This window comes from Pseudarthrobacter sp. efr-133-R2A-89, from assembly GCF_030209315.1.
In the GTDB taxonomy this organism is placed as follows: domain Bacteria; phylum Actinomycetota; class Actinomycetes; order Actinomycetales; family Micrococcaceae; genus Arthrobacter.
Genome location: NZ_JARVSE010000004.1, coordinates 308,829 through 325,413, shown reverse-complemented (window position 1 = coordinate 325,413; position 16,585 = coordinate 308,829). Strand labels below are relative to the sequence as shown.

At 66.0% G+C, this 16,585-nt stretch carries 10 protein-coding genes; 2 read left to right on the top strand and 8 right to left on the bottom strand.

What is annotated here, in order from left to right; all coding sequences use genetic code 11:
• Nucleotides 1-347, top strand: a 347-nt coding sequence (locus QRM95_RS09160) for a hypothetical protein (protein WP_285247466.1), incomplete at its 5' end; no start/stop codon positions are given.
• 197 nt (nt 348-544) lie between these two features.
• On the opposite strand, the gene QRM95_RS09155 is transcribed toward QRM95_RS09160, so the two are convergent.
• From QRM95_RS09155 to QRM95_RS09145, 3 genes are read right to left on the bottom strand one after another with little or no spacing between them, the layout of a single operon-like run.
• Nucleotides 545-4,210 (bottom strand): 1,4-alpha-glucan branching enzyme, encoded by a 3,666-nt coding sequence (locus QRM95_RS09155; RefSeq protein ID WP_285247465.1) that lies wholly within the window; start codon nt 4,208-4,210, stop codon nt 545-547.
• Between the two features lies 1 nt (nt 4,211).
• Nucleotides 4,212-6,005, bottom strand: a complete 1,794-nt coding sequence (treS, locus tag QRM95_RS09150) for a maltose alpha-D-glucosyltransferase (RefSeq protein ID WP_285247464.1) — start codon at nt 6,003-6,005, stop codon at nt 4,212-4,214.
• Entirely contained in the window at nt 6,002-8,044 is a 2,043-nt protein-coding gene (locus QRM95_RS09145) for an alpha-1,4-glucan--maltose-1-phosphate maltosyltransferase (protein ID WP_285247478.1), read from the bottom strand. The genes treS and QRM95_RS09145 overlap by 4 nt, the downstream gene beginning before the upstream one ends.
• 192 nt (nt 8,045-8,236) lie before the next feature.
• Between QRM95_RS09145 and glgP the strand changes: the two genes are divergently transcribed.
• Nucleotides 8,237-10,855 carry an alpha-glucan family phosphorylase gene (glgP, locus tag QRM95_RS09140; protein ID WP_285247463.1) on the top strand — a complete coding sequence of 873 codons (2,619 nt, stop codon included), beginning with the start codon at nt 8,237-8,239 and terminating at the stop codon, nt 10,853-10,855.
• A 75-nt stretch (nt 10,856-10,930) separates the two neighbouring features.
• On the opposite strand, the gene QRM95_RS09135 is transcribed toward glgP, so the two are convergent.
• From QRM95_RS09135 to cysS, 5 genes are all read right to left on the bottom strand, one after another.
• Nucleotides 10,931-11,287, bottom strand: coding sequence for a barstar family protein (locus QRM95_RS09135; protein WP_285247462.1), 357 nt, complete (start codon nt 11,285-11,287; stop codon nt 10,931-10,933).
• Nucleotides 11,288-11,294: 7 nt separating this feature from the next.
• Nucleotides 11,295-11,783: a guanyl-specific ribonuclease gene (locus tag QRM95_RS09130; protein WP_285247461.1), complete on the bottom strand. Its 489-nt coding sequence runs from the start codon at nt 11,781-11,783 to the stop codon at nt 11,295-11,297.
• A 32-nt stretch (nt 11,784-11,815) separates the two neighbouring features.
• Entirely contained in the window at nt 11,816-13,924 is a 2,109-nt protein-coding gene (gene glgX / locus QRM95_RS09125) for a glycogen debranching protein GlgX (protein ID WP_285247460.1), read from the bottom strand.
• Between the two features lie 91 nt (nt 13,925-14,015).
• Entirely contained in the window at nt 14,016-15,005 is a 990-nt protein-coding gene (rlmB, locus tag QRM95_RS09120) for a 23S rRNA (guanosine(2251)-2'-O)-methyltransferase RlmB (RefSeq protein WP_109044715.1), read from the bottom strand.
• A gap of 104 nt (nt 15,006-15,109) precedes the next feature.
• On the bottom strand, nt 15,110-16,576 hold the full coding sequence (gene cysS / locus QRM95_RS09115; RefSeq protein WP_285247459.1) for a cysteine--tRNA ligase: 1,467 nt from the start codon (nt 16,574-16,576) through the stop codon (nt 15,110-15,112).
• Nucleotides 16,577-16,585 lie beyond the last annotated feature (9 nt).

Below are 16,585 nucleotides of genomic sequence, written 5' to 3'. Positions count from 1 at the left end.
GTGTTAAGCACGCCGCCAGCGTTCATCCTGAGCCAGGATCAAACTCTCCGTTGAAGAAAAACAGACACAACCAAGCAGGTGGAAATAACACCACACCCGGCTGCACAAAATTTGAAACCAGCCAAAAACACCATGCACACCACGGGGTGGCGGCACAGCACATTCAACCAATCCATAAAACAATTGGTATCAACAAACTTGGCACACTATTGAGTTCTCAAACAACAGACACACCCGGCACCACCACAACCAAACAAACAGTCGCAGATCGCTCCGGAGCAACTTTCCAAACTTACCGGCTGACTTCCAGCGTGTCAAATCGGCGTTCGCGATCTTCCTCAGCATAAGCTTGGGGGATCGGTTGTCCGCCTGACTCCGTGGAGCAGCGCGGAAATAAACTCTACCACCACTTATTCGGGATCGCCAGTCGGCGTGCAGCGACTGCCTGGGCCGCCGTCGCCCGGCCAGGTTCGCCAAGGCGAAGGGCCCGGAATCCTGTCGGATTCCGGGCCCTTCCGACTCACTGCGGAGAGTCCTTGGGTGCTCAGGCCGAGGTGGGAGCTCCGGGCTTGAAGTAGGACGCGCCCAGCGGAGGCAGCGTCACCGTCAGGGTGGCCGGCTGCCCGTCCTGTCCCTCGGCGGTGGCTGTCAGCTCCCCAGTGTTGAGGACGCCGGATCCGCCGTAGTTGGTGTGGTCGGTGTTGAGGACCTCAGACCAGGCGCCGGCCGATGGCACGCCCAAGGTGTAACCGACATGCGGGCCGCCGGAGAAGTTGATGGCGCAGACGATCGGTTCGCCGTCGGTGCCCCACCTGATGAACGAGAGGACGTTACGGTCTGTGTCTCCCCCGTTGATCCACTGGAACCCGGCCGGGACGTTGTCCTGGGTGTAGAGGGCCGGCGTTGACTTGTAGAGCTCGTTGAGGTCCTTGGTCAGCAGCTGCAGTCCCTTGTGCGCCGGAATGTCTGCCAGCCACCAGTCCAGCCCGTGCTGTTCGGACCATTCCGCTTCCTGCCCGAATTCCGTACCCATGAAGATGAGCTGCTTGCCGGGATGTGCCCACTGGTAGGCAAAGAACGCGCGGAGGTTTGCCAGCTGCTGCCAGCGGTCGCCCGGCATCTTGCGGAGCATGGAGCCTTTGCCGTGGACTACCTCGTCGTGGCTGATGGGAAGCAGGAAGTTCTCCGTGAACGCATACACCAGGGAGAACGTCACCGTTCCGTGGTGCCACCTGCGGTTGTAGGGGTCCTCTGAGATGTACTTCAGCGAGTCGTGCATCCAGCCCATGTTCCACTTCAGACCGAAGCCGAGGCCGCCGTGGCTCGTGGGGGCAGTCACACCCGGGAATGCCGTCGACTCTTCGGCGATCATGACGGCGCCCGGGTGTGTCTTGTAGACGGTGGCGTTGACTTCCTGCAGGAAGGAGATGGCTTCCAGGTTTTCCCGGCCGCCGAAGCGGTTGGGCCGCCACTCGCCTTCCTTCCTGGAGTAGTCGAGGTAGAGCATTGATGCCACCGCATCCACGCGCAAGCCGTCAATGTGGAACTCGTCCAGCCAGTACAGGGCGTTCGCCACCAGGAAGTTCCGGACCTCGGTGCGGCCGAAGTCGAAGATCAGGGTCCCCCAGTCCGGGTGCTCGCCAAGGGCCGGATCAGAGTGCTCGTAGAGGGGCTCGCCGTCGAAGCGTGCCAGCGCCCAGGCGTCCTTCGGGAAGTGGGCAGGGACCCAGTCCAGCAGGACGCCAATTCCGGCCTGGTGGAGCGTGTCCACCAGGTAGCGGAACTCGTCGGGGTGGCCGAAGCGGGACGTCGGCGCGAAGTAGGACGTGACCTGGTAGCCCCATGAACCACCGAACGGGTGTTCCGCCACCGGCATGAACTCCACGTGGGTGAACCCCAGCCATTTGACGTACTCCACCAGTTCCTTGGCGAGTTCCCGGTAGCCAAGTCCCAGCCGCCAGGACCCAAGGTGCACCTCGTACACGCTCATGGCCGAGTTGTGGGGATCGCGCTGGGCCCGTGCTTCCATCCACTCGGCGTCCTTGAAGGCGTAGGAGGGTTCCACCACCCGGGACGCCGTGAGCGGGGGAACTTCAGTGCCGAACGCCAGGGGGTCGGCTTTTTCCACCCAGTATCCGCCGCGGGTCAGGATTTCGAATTTGTAGCAGGCGCCCGCTGCAACCCCTGGGATGAAGACTTCCCACACCCCGGATGATCCCAGTGAGCGGAGCGAGTTTTCGCGTCCGTCCCAGGCGTTGAAATCGCCCTTGACGCGGACAGCCTGGGCGTTGGGAGCCCACACGGCAAAGGAGACACCATTGACGTCTCCGAGTGAAGATTTGTAGTGCTGGACGTGGGCACCGAGAACCTCCCAGAGTTTCTCGTGCCGGCCCTCGCCGATGAGGTGCAGGTCCACTTCGCCTACGGTGGGCAGGTAGCGGTACGGCTCATCAACCGTCACCGGCTCGTTGCCAGGGTACGTGACCGAGAGCCGGTAGTCGGGGACATGGCCCTGCTGCACGGGTTCCAGGACGGCAACCCACACGCCGTGGGCTTCGTGTTCCATAGGTACTTCGCCGGCTTGGGTTACGACGGCGACTGCCTCGGCCAGGTGCTTGACGGTCCGGACGGTGACATGACCGTAGTCGTCCAGGTGCGCTCCAAGGACGGAATGGGGCGCGTGGTGTTCACCGTTCGCGATCTTGCCCAGGGTGCCTTCGTCCACGTGCAGCGGACCCCCCGGGCGGTCAGTTTGTGCTGAGCCTGTCATTTCGTTACCTTCCGATGCTGCGCCGGCCTGATCGCCGGTGCCGTTACCGCTCAGGAGCCGCCTGGAAGCGTTCACGGGGATCGCCAGCCAGTCGGGCCTGTTACGCATTTCATAAACAACTTCGTACAGCGCCTTGTCCAGCCACAATGCCACAAACAAGGGCGAGGTCCGGTCCACCGTGCCGGGAATGACGGCCCCGTACCCCTCCAGGAACGCGTCCGCGCAGTCGTCCACCCAGGTGTCGGGGACCTGGGCGCCCTCCTGCTCGCGTTGGGCGGCGCCGGCCGCGTAGTCGAAGGACCGCAACATTCCCACCACGTCGCGAAGAGGCACGTCGGGGATGTTCCGTTCGGCGATGGGCCGCAGCGGTTCGCCCTCGAAATCGAGGATGGCCCACCGGGACTGGCCACCGGTTTGCCCTGCGACCTGCAGGATTTGGCCCAGGTGGAGGTCGGCGTGGATGCGCTGCAGGGGGCCGGTGGGTGCCCCGTCAAGGCCGGCCAGGAGGGCATCCAAAGCGGCGTCATAGGGGCCGACGGCGGCACGGGCTTCCGCCCAGGCGCTGCGGACGCGTTGGGCTACGGCGGGTCCGATGCCCTTGCCGGCGTTGGGCTCCGCTGATTGCCCCAGCGCCTCCGCCAGCCGCCGGTGCACGTTGGCCGTGGCGGCACCGAGGGCCCGTGCTTCCGCCGTGAAATCGGCACCCTGGCGTGCGGCGTCCACTGCCAGCCGCCAGGCATCCCGGCCGCCGGCCAGGAATTCGTGGGCTACCGCCAGCTCGCCCTGGACGGGCTTGCCCTGCCCCAGCCATTCTCCGCGGACCCAGCCCAGGGTTGCAGGCACTTCGGGAGTACCGGCGGTGGTCAGCGCCGCCCCCACTTCGATCTCCGGGTTCGTCCCGTCGGACAGCACCCGGAAGAATTTCACCATCGCCGCCGATTCGCCGTCGTCCACGATGACGGAACTATTGGACTGCTCTCCGGACAGCACTTTCACCACGCCTTTGGCGGTGGGAAGCCGGTATGGGCCGGCCACGCGGTGTCCGGTGGCGGTCCCGCTTGCGGCCTTGTCCTCCTGCCGGATGAGCTCCAGCCAGGCGCCGACGAAATCAGGATCGTGCACGGCGTCGTAGACCCAAGGGCGGGAGGGATCGGTTCCTGCCGCTTCGCCCACGAGCGCCCGTTCCATGCCACCGGCCGGTGCCGGGCGGAAGCTCAACGGCACCTGGACCACGGTGGTGCGGCGGCCGCCGTCGGGCCCGTCCGTGCTGACACTGAGGAGGAACACGGCCAAAGCGGCGTGGCCGGTGGGGTCCGCCAGGCCCAGGCTGCCTACTTGGGACATGGCGAAGTCGGGAGTCTTGATGGGGAACCAACGCTGCTGCGGCAGCCATTCCTTGAGCAGCGCGGTCAGGGCGGGAGTGAGGATTGGCTGGTTCATCTCAGTTCTCTATCGACAGGATGGGCATGGCCTGGGTGTAGGGCGAAGACGGGTTGGACCCCGCCGTACGCATCCGGAGCCAGAAGAAGTCATGGCTTCCGATGGTCAAGGTGAGGCTTCCGTCATCACCGATGCCCGGGAAGGGTTGGCCGCCGAAAACATCGCGCAGCCCCCTCCCCGCGTACTCGGGAATGGCCAGGGTGGCGGCCACGGGATGCTGGGAAAGGTTGAAGGCGCACAAAATGGTTTCGGCAGGGGCGCCGGCCGGGTTGCTGGCCGGCAGTTCGCGCAGGTACGCCAGGACGGCATCGTGGTCTGCTTCCACGTGTTTGAACCCGCCGAGGCCGAACGCGGGGTGGTTCTTGCGCACGCTCAGGATCTGGCGAGTCCAGCGCAGCAGCGACCCCGAGTGTGCGGCCTCGGCTTCGACGTTGGCCATGCCGTAGTTGTACACCAGCGACTGGATGGGCGGCAGGTACAGCTTTCCCGGATCGGCGTGCGAAAACCCGGCGTTCCGGTCTGGGTTCCATTGCATCGGGGTCCGGACGGCGTCCCGGTCCTCGAGCCAGATGTTGTCCCCCATCCCGATCTCGTCGCCGTAGTAGAGGAACGGGCTCCCCGGAAGTGAGAGCAGGAGCGCGTTGATCAGCTCGATCTCGGCCCGCGAATTGTCGAGCAGCGGCGCCAACCGGCGCCGGATGCCGATGTTGGCACGCATCCGGGGGTCCGGCGCGTACCAGCCCAGCATGGCCGCGCGCTCGTCAGCGGTGACCATCTCCAGGGTCAGCTCATCGTGGTTGCGCAGGAAGGTCCCCCACTGGGCACCGTCGGGGATGTCCGGTGTGTCTCGCATGGTTTCGATGATGGGCGCGGCCTTCTGGTCCCTGAGGGCGTAGTACAGGCGGGGCATGATCGGGAAGTGGAACGCCATGTGGCATTCGGGTTCCTCCTCTGTCCCGAAGTACTCCACCACCTCATTCGGCGGCTGGTTTGCCTCGGCAATGATCACACGGCCGGGGTAGCTTTCGTCCACCATGGCCCGCAGGCTGCGGAGGAACTCGTGGGTGGCGGGCAGGTTCTCACAGTTGGTGCCCTCTTCCTCGAAGAGGTAGGGGATGGCGTCCGCACGGAACCCGTCGATTCCCTGGTCCAGCCAGAACCTGACGACGTCGAACACGGCCTCGATCACCTTGGGGTTTTCGAAGTTCAGGTCCGGCTGGTGGCTGAAAAACCTGTGCCAGAAGAACTGCCGCCGGATGGGATCGAACGTCCAGTTCGATTCCTCCGTGTCGACGAAGATGATGCGTGCGTCCTGGTACTTCTCGTCCGTGTCGCTCCAGACATAGAAGTCGCCGAAGGGGCCGTCGGGGTCTTTCCGGGATTCCTGGAACCAGGGATGCTGGTCGGAGGTGTGGTTCAGCGGCAGGTCGATGATGACCCGGACGCCCCGGGCATGGGCTTCCGCCACGAGCCGTTTGAAGTCGCTGATGGTGCCGAATTCGTCCAGCACGGAGTTGTAGTCCGAGATGTCGTAGCCGCCGTCGCGCAACGGTGACTGGAAGAACGGGGGCAGCCAGAGGCAGTCGACGCCCAGCCACTGCAGGTAGTCCAGCCGGTCGATGAGTCCGGAGAAATCCCCGGACCCATCGCCGTTGGCATCCGCAAAGGCCCGGACCAGTACCTCGTAGAACACGGCCTTGCGGTACCACAGGGGGTCATGCTGAAGGCCGGGGGCATTTAGCTCGAACGTGCTCTTTGGGGTGAAGTGGCCGGAACTTTGCGGATTGAAACTCACGAATGCATTCTCCTCACGCTCAGGATGTGGGCCGGTTCCACGTGCGGGTCGAGCCGCACGTAGTTGTACTCGCCCCACTCCCAGCTTTGGCCTGAGATCAGGTCGTCCACGTAGAAGCCACCGCCCGGGGTGCGGTCCTGCGGGTCCAGTTCCAGGGCTGCCAGGTCCAGGACGACGCTGCATTCCTTGGTGACGTGGGGGTCCACGTTCACCACGACAATGATGGTGTCCTTGGTCCCGTCGGGGAGGGTCTTGTGCTTGGAGTAGACCACCGTGGATTCGTCGGTGCTCTGGTGGACCGTCAGGTTCTGCAGGTCCAAGAGGGCCGGGTGGTCCCGCCGGATGTGGTTAAGCCGCGTGATGTACGGTGCCAGCGAGCGCCCGGACTCCGCGGCGGCTTCCCAGTCACGCGCCTTGTACTCGAACTTTTCGTTGTCGATGTATTCCTCGGCGCCGGGCCGGGCAACGTGCTCGTAGAGTTCGTAGCCGGCGTAGACGCCCCACAGCGGGCTTCCGGTGGAGGCAAGCACCGCCCGGATCCGGAATGCCGCGGGACCGCCGTACTGGAGGTATTCGGTGAGGATGTCAGGGGTGTTGACGAAGAAGTTGGGGCGAAAGAACGCCGGGGATTCGTGGCTGACTTCGTCGAAGTACGCCTCGATCTCCTTCTTGGTGTTGCGCCAGGTGAAGTAGGTGTAGGACTGCTGGAAGCCTGCCCGGCCCAAGGCGTGCATCATGGCGGGCCGGGTGAATGCCTCGGCGAGGAATACGACGCCGGGGACGGCCTTATTCACCTCGGCGATAAGCCATTCCCAGAACCACACCGGTTTGGTGTGCGGGTTATCCACCCGGAAAATCTTTACCCCGTGGCTGACCCACAGCAGCACAATGCGGAGAATTTCGCGGGAAAGACCTTCCGGGTCATTGTCGAAATTCAGCGGATAAATGTCCTGGTACTTCTTCGGCGGATTTTCCGCGTAGGCGATGCTGCCGTCCACCCTGGTGGTGAACCACTCGGGGTGCGTCTCCACCCAGGGGTGGTCGGGGGCCGCCTGCAGGGCCAGGTCCAGCGCAACTTCCAGGCCCAGTTCGGTGGCGCGGGCCACGAAGGCGTCAAAGTCCTCGAAGGAACCGAGATCGGGGTGGATGGCGTCGTGGCCGCCCTCCTTGGCGCCGATGGCCCAGGGCGAACCCGGATCATGCGGCCCGGCCACGAGGGTGTTGTTGGGCCCCTTGCGGTGCTGGACGCCGATGGGGTGGATCGGGGGCATGTAAAGGACGTCGAAGCCCATGGCCGCGACGGCGTCGAGGCGGCGGGCTGCCGTCCGGAAGTTTCCTGAGGTCCAGACGCCGGTGTTGTGGTCCTTGACAGCGCCTTCGGACCGCGGGAAGAACTCGTACCAAGCACCCCGGCCTGCCCGGTCCCGCTCAACCAGAAGGGGGAACTTCTCCGAGACGGTCACCAGTTCGCGGATGGGCTGGCGGGCAACGATGTCCGCGATTTCCTGGCCGAACCCCGCAGCGAGGCGTTCCTCGGTGCTGCGGGACTGGTCAGCCAGGACTTCGGAGGCATGCCGGAGGGCTGCCTGGTCCACCTCGTCCCGGAAGTCTTCCGAGGAGGCTTCACCGAGCAGCTTGGCACCTTCGGCAAGCATGAGCTCGACGTCGATGCCGGCGTCGATCTTCACCTCGGCATTGTGGTGCCAGGTGCCGTAGCGGTCGTGCCAGGCTTCGATGACGAAGGACCAGTCGCCGGTTTCCGACGGCGTGAGGACGCCCTCCCACCGGTCGGTCCCCATTCCGCGTTCCCCGCGGGGCGGGGAAAGCCGGACCCGCTGCCGCTCGGCACCCGTGGGGTCCAGGAGCACGGCGCTGACGCCGAGTTGGTCATGGCCTTCCCTGAAGGCGGTGGCCCCCACAACAATGGCCTCGCCCGGCAGGGCTTTGGCGGGGACCTTTCCGCCGTCGACGACGGGCTGCACATTGGTGATGGGAAAACGTCCGAACCGCAGACCCTCGGTGATGCGGCGCTGGGGCATTTTGGTAGATGCGGCACTGGTTCCTGAGTTAGTCGTCACAGGCTCGACGTTAGCGAGAAATGCCCAGGATTGCTAAGGCTGCTCCCTAAAATCCATCGCGCCGCCGCCCATTTTCTTCACGCCCCTGTCATTTACCCAAAAGAAACCCAAAGCTTGTTCCGGCCCGGCATGTTGTCGGTTAGTGTGGCGCAGGTGAAGGCAATCCGCAGGTTTACGGTCCGTACAGTCCTCCCCGAGCCCATCCGGCCGCTGGCCCGGTTGGCCAGCAACTTGCGGTGGTCCTGGCACCGCCCAACGCGCGAGCTCTTCGCCGGGCTCAACCCGCGCCTGTGGGAGGAAAGCGGGCAGGACCCCATCGGTTTCCTGGGCATGGTCAGCCGGGAGGAGTTCCAGCGGCTGGCCGCGGACCAGTCCGTGGTGGACCGGGTCCGAGCGGCCGAAGAGGACCTTGACCGGTATCTCGAGGAGCCGCGCTGGTACCAGGGCCTGGGCCCGGATGCACCCGCCTCCATCGCATACTTCTCGCCTGAATTCGGAATCACCGAGGTCCTCCCCCAGTACTCGGGCGGCCTGGGCATCCTGGCCGGCGACCACCTCAAGGCGGCCTCGGACCTGGGCGTTCCCTTGGTGGGTGTGGGCCTGCTCTACCAGGCCGGCTACTTCAAGCAGTCACTGTCCCGGGACGCCTGGCAGCAGGAGACCTACCCTGTCCTGGATCCCGACGGCCTGCCCCTTACACTGCTCCGCGAGCCGTCCCCGGACGGCAACGGAAAGGCCGTGGAGGTATCGCTGCCCCTGCCCAACGGCCGCCGCCTGCTGGCGCATATCTGGCGTGCCGACGTCGGTCGCGTCCCGCTGCTCCTGCTGGACTCCAACGTGCCCGGCAACGACGACGCCGCGCGGAGCATCACCGACCGGCTGTACGGCGGTGGCGGTGACCACCGGCTGCAGCAGGAACTGCTGCTGGGCATGGGCGGGGTCAAGGCCTTGCGGGCGTTCCAGAGGCTGACAGGGTCCCCCGCCCCGGAGGTGTTCCACACCAACGAGGGACACGCAGGATTCCTGGGCATCGAACGCATCCAGGAACTGATGTCAGGGGAACAGGCCCTGACGTTCGACGAGGCGTTGGCCGCCGGCCGCGCCTCCACGGTGTTCACCACCCACACCCCGGTCCCCGCGGGCATTGACAGGTTCGAGATCGCCCAGATCAGCCATTTCTTCCAGGCCGGCCTGGCACCCGCCGTCCCGCTGGACAGGATCCTGGAACTGGGCCGCGAAAACTACGCCGACGGAAACCCCGCCGTCTTCAACATGGCCGTCATGGGCCTCCGCCTGGCCCAGCGCGCCAATGGCGTGGCCAAGCTCCACGGTGAGGTGTCGCGCGGGATGTTCTCTGCCCTGTGGCCGGGATTCGACCACTCGGAAGTTCCCATTACCTCCGTCACCAACGGTGTCCACGTGCCCACGTGGGTGGACAGCCGGATCTCCAAGCTGGCCCGGGACCAGTTCGGCACCGAGGCCGAAGCGCTGGGCAAATGGGACCTGGCCTACAACGTCAGCGACGCCGACGTGTGGGCGCTGCGCCGCGAAATGCGGGCGGCACTGGTGGACGACGTGCGCCGCCGGCTCCGTGCTGCGTGGAAGAAGCGCGGCGCGGCCGACGCCGAACTGGGCTGGACGGACAACGTGCTGGACCCGGACGTGCTCACCATCGGGTTTGCCCGCCGCGTGCCCACGTACAAGCGCCTGACCCTGATGCTGCGGGAACCTGCGCGGCTCAAGGCACTCCTGCTGCACAAGGACCACCCCATCCAGTTGGTTATCGCCGGAAAGTCCCACCCTGCCGACGACGCCGGCAAGAAGATGATCCAGGACCTGGTGCGGTTTACCGACGACCCCGAGGTCCGGCACCGCATCGCTTTCCTGCCCAACTACGACATCGCGATGGCCAGGACACTGTTCCCTGGCTGCGACGTGTGGCTGAACAACCCGCTGCGGCCGTTGGAGGCCTGCGGTACGTCCGGCATGAAGGCCGCCCTGAACGGGTCGCTGAACCTGTCCGTCCTGGACGGCTGGTGGGACGAGATGTACGACGGCGAGAACGGCTGGGCAATTCCGACGGCCAACAACGACGCATCCCCGGAAGAGCGGGACGACATCGAGGCCGCCGCCCTGTACGAGCTGCTGGAAACGCAGGTGGCGCCGCGCTTCTACGGGAGCACGGTGTCCGAGGGTGCGGGGGCCGCCGGCCCCTCCACCACCCGGAGCGAGACAGTTCCCACGCACTGGGTATCCATGATCAAGCACACGCTCTCGCACCTGGGACCCGCCGTGTCCGCCGAGCGGATGCTCCGGGACTACGTAAACATCCTCTACCGTCCGGCGGCCGACGCAGGCCGTAGTGCCACCGCGAATTCATATGCACAGGCGCGGGCACTGGCGGCCTGGACGGCCAAGGTTCGCGGCTCCTGGCCGCAGGTCCACGTGGAGCATGTGGATTCGGTGGGCGTTTCGGAGGACCCGCAGATCGGCGACATCCTCCAGGTCAATGCATACGTGGCGCTGAACGCACTGACTCCGGAAGATGTCTGCGTTGAGGTGGCGTACGGAAGGGCCGAGGAGAACGACACCCTGGCGGACATCACCATGATGGAACTGCAGGTGAAGGAAGACCTGGGCAGCGGCCGCCACCTGTTCAGCGGCTCACTGCTGATCGACCGCTCCGGACCGTTCGGCTACACGGTCCGGGTGCTGCCCCGGCACGAGGCACTGGCCTCGAAAGCGGAGCTCGGCCTGATCGTCAACGCCTGACCTGGTGTCCGGCCTGCCCCGGCCGGCCGGACCCCAGGTGCCTGCGGGAGCCCACCGCCCTTGGAGGCAGGAGCCTCAGAGCAGGACAGCCGTGACGGCAAGGTCCTTCCCGGCGTAGCGCTCGGCGTCCTGCAGGATTTCACAGACGATGCCGAAGGCCCTGTCGCCACGGAACGGGGCGGCCACCTGCCAAAGGACTGTCACCGGCGGATTGCCGTTGTCCGTGATGTTGTCCGCGAAGTCGTGCAGCGAATCGTTCAGCGCGTCCAGGTTCACACCGTAGTGCTCGGGGAAGTCCAGGACCTCGCCAAAGGTTTCCAGGACGGCGCGTTTGCTGTCGGCCGGCGGAACCACAAGGCTGCGACGCCCGGCGTCCGATACCTGCGCCTTCAGCTCTTCGAGGGTCCAAGTATCGCCGGAAAGAATTTTCATGGGTGCCCTAGCTGCCTTCCGCTATGTACTTGAATGTCGCGTAGTGGTCACCGGTGTAATACTTCTCCCCGCCGTCGCCTGCCACGATCCGGCGTGCTCCCCGGTCCGGTTCGCCGGGCGTTGGAACCGTGTACTCGCGGTAGTAACCCCGGTCCCGCGCGGGCAGGACGCGCTCAAAGTTGCCGAACACCTGGTCGTCCTGGCTGAACTGGTACGGGCCGCCGGCCCGGATCAGCGCCAGGACGCGGCGTCCATCCACCGGCAGCGCGGACTCACGGATTTCCGGCAGGCTGGACGGGTTGGCTCCCCGGTGTGGCGCCGCGCTCTTACCCGGCGCCGGCGAACCCGGGCCGCCGGGAGCCGCGCTGGCGCCGGAAGCCGCGCCCGGCGTCGTGCCTTCCCCTTGGCCGCCCAACAGCCCGGCCCCGCCGAACGCCACCAGCGCCAGCACCACCAGGGCGGTAAGGAGCAATGGAAGCATGGAGCGGTTGCGCATTGGGGTGTACCTGCCGGCCGGTTGTCTTGGGACTAGGTTCGGTAGATGCTGATGGAGTTGGCCTCGGCAACATCGGTCTCGCCCGACGCGACCCGGATACCCTGCCGCTGCTCGTGGAGCGGCGACGTGGTCAGGCGCAGCTCGAAGAGGCTCGGCGCCGCCCGCCCGAGGTCCGGCAGCGTGATCTGCACATCCGTGGCGCCGCCGTTCACCACTACCAGCCCGGCGAGGGCGCCGCCGTCATCGCCCAGCAGGAGTTGGAGGACGCGGTGGTTCGGATCGTTCCACCGCTCGGCGGACATCGGCTGCCCGAACTGGTCGAACCAGTAAAGGTAGGACTGCTCGTCCCGGACGGGAAAATCATGGGGCTGGGCGGCCAGGAACTCCTTGCGCAGCCGGATGTAGCGCTTGGTGCTGCGCAGCATTTCGTGCGCCTCCGGGGTCAACGTCCAGTCAAGCCAAGTCATGGCGTTGTCCTGGCAGTAGGCGTTGTTGTTGCCCAGTTGCGTCCGGGCCAGCTCGTCACCGGCAGTGATCATGGGGACTCCGAGCGAGACCATCAGCGACGCCATCAGGTTGCGCCGCGACTGCGCACGTTTAGCCAGGATCAGGCCGTTCTCCGTGGGCCCCTCCACGCCGTGGTTGTAGCTGCGGTTGTCGCCGTGCCCGTCCCTGTTCTCTTCACCGTTGTCCTCGTTGTGCTTCCGGTCGAAGGAAACGAGATCGTTCATGGTGAAACCGTCGTGGGCCGTAACGAAATTGACCGATGCCAGCCGTGAGCGGCCGGATGCCTGGAAGAGGCCGGCCGAACCGGAGAGCGAATCTGCGAGTTTGGCCATGGTTCCGCCGTGGCCGCCCGCATCCACGGCTGCCCGGTCCGCCAGCCAGAACGTCCGGACGGCGTCCCGGAAGTGGTCGTTCCAGTCCACCCAGCCTGGCGGGAACCGCCCGGTTTGCCAGCCGCCATAGCCAATGTCCCACGGTTCGGCAATCAGTTTGACGCCGGAGAGCACGGGATCCGCGGCGATGGCGGTGAGGAACGGGTGGTTGGGGTCGAACTCGTTCCCGGCGTTCCGGCAGAGGGTGACGGCAAGGTCGAACCGGAACCCGTCAACATGGAACTCGTCCACCCAGTACCGCAGTGAATCGACCGCCAGCTGGACCACATGCGGTTCGCCGAAGTTCAAGGTGTTGCCGCACCCGGTGGTGTCCACGTACTTTCCGTGGCTGTCCATCCGGTAGTACGCCTGCTCCCCCAGGCCGCGGAAGCTGATGACCGGCCCGTCCTGGGTTCCCTCCGCCGTGTGGTTGTAGACGACGTCGAGGATGACCTCCAGACCGGCGGTGTGCAGTGACTTGACCATGGCCTTGAACTCGTCCTGGACAGCCTGCGGACCCGCTTCCTGGGCAGCGCGCGTGGCGTACCCGGGGTGCAGGGCGAAGAATGCGGCGGTGTTGTAGCCCCAATAGTTGGTGAGCCCCAGGTCCTGCAAGTGCGGTTCGTCGATGTGGAAGTGGACGGGCAGGAGCTGCACGGAGGTGACGCCCAGGCTGATGAGGTGCTCCACCACGGCTGGGTGGCCCATGCCGGCGTAGGTGCCCCTTAGGTCTTCAGGCACGTCGGAGTGGAGCTTGCTCTGGCCCCTGACATGGGCTTCATAGAGGATTGTGTTGCGCCACGGCAGGGCCGGACGCTCGTCCGATCCCCAATCGAAGTCTGGTGCGGTGCGGACGCTGGCCAGGAGTCCGTCCTGTTCGTCCACCGCCCGGCCGTATGGGTCCAACAGCAACGGCGGGTTGCCGGCGTCGTCCCCGTTCCCGGAGGCGGATGCGTGCGGCGGCAGGGGCCGGCGGTCTGAGGACGGGCGGAACCCGTACCGCGAACCAAAGGGCAGGTCCTCGACGATGCCGTGATGGACGCCGCGCGCCACGTTCGGCAGGGTCCGGGACCGCCACTGGCCGCCCGGCGGGCAGTACAGAATATCCAGGCTGGCAATGGCTGGCGCGAAACAGGCAACATTGGCGCGGCCGCCGGCGTGGTGGCGCGTTCCGCCGGAATCAACGCGCGGGACACTGACACCGAGGGGAACGGCCGAGGAGGCGTCCATGGTGGATGCGGTGTCGAAAAGCGGCATGACCATCACCTAAATGATAGCCGCCCGGGGCGGTTGACCTGCCCCTTCACCCGGTACAGCAAGGCAATTGTGCGCCCGCACCGCGGGCGGTGGGCCACTACCCCGCCGCGCGCTGGCGGGAGACCTCGTACAGCGAGATGCCCACTGCCATGGAGGCGTTCAGGGACTCCATGGCGGAGTCGATCGGGATGGAGACAATCTGGTCGCAGTTTTCCCGGACCAGGCGGCTCAGGCCCTTGCCTTCCGAGCCCACCACGATGCAGACCGGCTCGGTGGCCAGGGTGAGGTCGGGCAGCGAGACGTCGCCGTCGCCGTCGAGCCCCAGCACGAAGATGCCCATGCCCTTGAACTGCTTCAGGGCGTTGTTCAGGTTGGAGGCGCGGGCAACGGGGACGCGGACCGCCGCGCCGGCGCTGGTCTTCCAGGCCGAGGCCGTGACACCGACGGAGCGGCGCTCCGGAACAATGACGCCGTGGCCGCTGAACGCGGAGACGGAACGGATGATCGCTCCGAGGTTCCGGGGGTCGGTGATGCCGTCAAGGGCGACGAAGAGCGGCGCGTTGCTGACGTGCCCCTTCTTCCACTTCTCCACCGTCTCCTCGGCCAGTTCGTACGCGTCCTGGTACTCGTAGGGCGGAATCTGGAGCACCAGGCCCTGGTGGACGGCGTCGTCGGTCATCCGGTCCAGTTCGGGCTTGCCGGTTTCGAGCAGCGGGATGCCGCGTTCGGCGGCGAGCTTCAGGGACTCCTTGACGCGGTCGTCCATCTCGATGCGGATGGCCACGTGCAGGGCCTTGGCCGGGATGCCGGCGCGGAGCGCCTCGACCACGGAGTTGCGGCCGGTGACTACTTCTTCGGTGGCGCGTCCCTTGGGGCCCGACTTGGCGGCGCCGGCGCTGCGTGCACCCGGGCTGCGCTTGGCTGCGGAGCGCTCGGCCAGTTGCTTGGCCTTGTGCGCCTTGTGGTACGGACGGTCCTCGGCCTTGGGCGTGGGGCCCTTGCCTTCGAGGGCCTTGCGGCCATGGCCACCGGTTCCGATGGTTGGGCCCTTCTTCGCTTTAACCGATCGGCGACCATTGTTGGCCATGATGTTCCACCCTTGATTGTGCTGACTGAGTCTGCCTACCAGTCTACTGACCGAAGAAAAATCGACGCGCTGGGGCTGCGGGCGTGCTCAGGGGCAGTGGCTGCTCAGTCCCGTTTGAGGCTCCAGGTGGCACCGTCCGCGCCGTCTTCCACCACGACGCCGGCCTGGTTGAGGGTGTCCCGGATGGCGTCGGAAGCAGCCCAGTCCTTGGCGGCACGGGCGGCGGCCCGGGCGGCCAGCTGCGCCTCCACCAGGACACCCAGGGCGTCGGCTTCCCGGCTGCCCGCCTGCCCGGAACCGGCGACGGCGTTGAGGCCCAGGACGTCGGTCATGGTGACGACGGCGTGCATCGCCTTGCGGGCAGCGTCGTCGTCCCCGTCCGCCAGGGCCGTGTTCCCGGCCCGCACGGCCTCGTGCAGCGCCGCCAGGGCACGGGGAACATTCAGGTCGTCGTCCATCGCAGTTGAAAAGGCGTCCAGGGCCTCAGCCGGGTCAGCGGAGCCGCCGGCCACAAACCCGAAATCGGTGCTGAAGCGGGCCACGGCCTTCGCCAGGAACCCGTCGATGCGTTCGACGGCGGCAGCGGCTTCCTGGAGGGACGTGGGCCGGTAGTCCAGGACGGAGCGGTAGTGGGCCTGGCCAAGGTAGTAGCGGACAACCCGGGGGGAAGCGAGTTCCAGCATTTCGGTGGGGCTGATGGTGTTCCCAACGGATTTGGACATCTTTTCGCCCTGGTAGGTCACCATGCCGTTGTGCATCCAGAAGTTGGCGAAGCCATGTCCCGCAGCCTGCGACTGGGCCATCTCGTTTTCGTGGTGCGGGAAACGCAGGTCCAGTCCGCCGCCGTGGATGTCGAAGGCAGTTCCCAGGTACTTGGTGACCATGGCGGAGCATTCCAGGTGCCAGCCCGGACGCCCCGCACCCCACGGCGAGGCCCAGCTGGCGGTGGCCGGCTCGCCTTCTTTGGAACCCTTCCACAACGCAAAGTCGCGGGGATCCTTCTTCCCGCGGGGATCGGCGTCGGGCGCTGCCTGCATGTCGTCGATGTTTTGCCGGGTGAGTGCCCCGTAGTTGCCCCAGGAACGGACGTCAAAGTACACGTCGCCTGATTCGTCCAGCGCGGGGTAGGCGTGGCCGCGGTCGATGAGCTGTTGGATCAGGGCGTGCATCTCGGGGATGTGCCCGGTGGCCCGGGGCTCGTACGTTGGGCGGGAGACGCCGAGGGTGTCGTAGGCCGCCAGGAATTCCCGCTCGTAACGGTATGCCAGCGCCCACCACTCCTCCCGCGGCACTTCTCCCGGCTCGGGGATGAAGTCCGGCGCGAATGATGCCCCGGATTTGGCGAGGATCTTGTCGTCAATGTCGGTGACGTTGCGGACCACAGTGACGCGCAGGCCCCGGTATTGCAGCCAGCGGGTCAGCTGGTCGAAGGCGATGGCGGAGCGGATGTGCCCTACGTGGGGCATTCCCTGCACCGTGGCCCCGCAGTAATAGAGGCTGACCTTGCCCTCAACGATGGGGGTGAAGTTCCGGACTTCGGCGGAGGCGGTGTCATAGAAGCGCAGGGTCACCGCTCCAGA

Excerpts from the sequence above, each read along its gene's own strand:
- QRM95_RS09155 (WP_285247465.1), bottom strand. The coding sequence starts at position 4,210 with ATGAACCAGCCAATCCTCACTCCCGCCCTGACCGCGCTGCTCAAGGAA.
- QRM95_RS09145 (WP_285247478.1), bottom strand. The coding sequence starts at position 8,044 with ATGCCCCAGCGCCGCATCACCGAGGGTCTGCGGTTCGGACGTTTTCCC.
- QRM95_RS09135 (WP_285247462.1), bottom strand. The coding sequence starts at position 11,287 with ATGAAAATTCTTTCCGGCGATACTTGGACCCTCGAAGAGCTGAAGGCG.
- QRM95_RS09130 (WP_285247461.1), bottom strand. The coding sequence starts at position 11,783 with ATGCGCAACCGCTCCATGCTTCCATTGCTCCTTACCGCCCTGGTGGTG.
- glgX (WP_285247460.1), bottom strand. The coding sequence starts at position 13,924 with ATGGTCATGCCGCTTTTCGACACCGCATCCACCATGGACGCCTCCTCG.
- rlmB (WP_109044715.1), bottom strand. The coding sequence starts at position 15,005 with ATGGCCAACAATGGTCGCCGATCGGTTAAAGCGAAGAAGGGCCCAACC.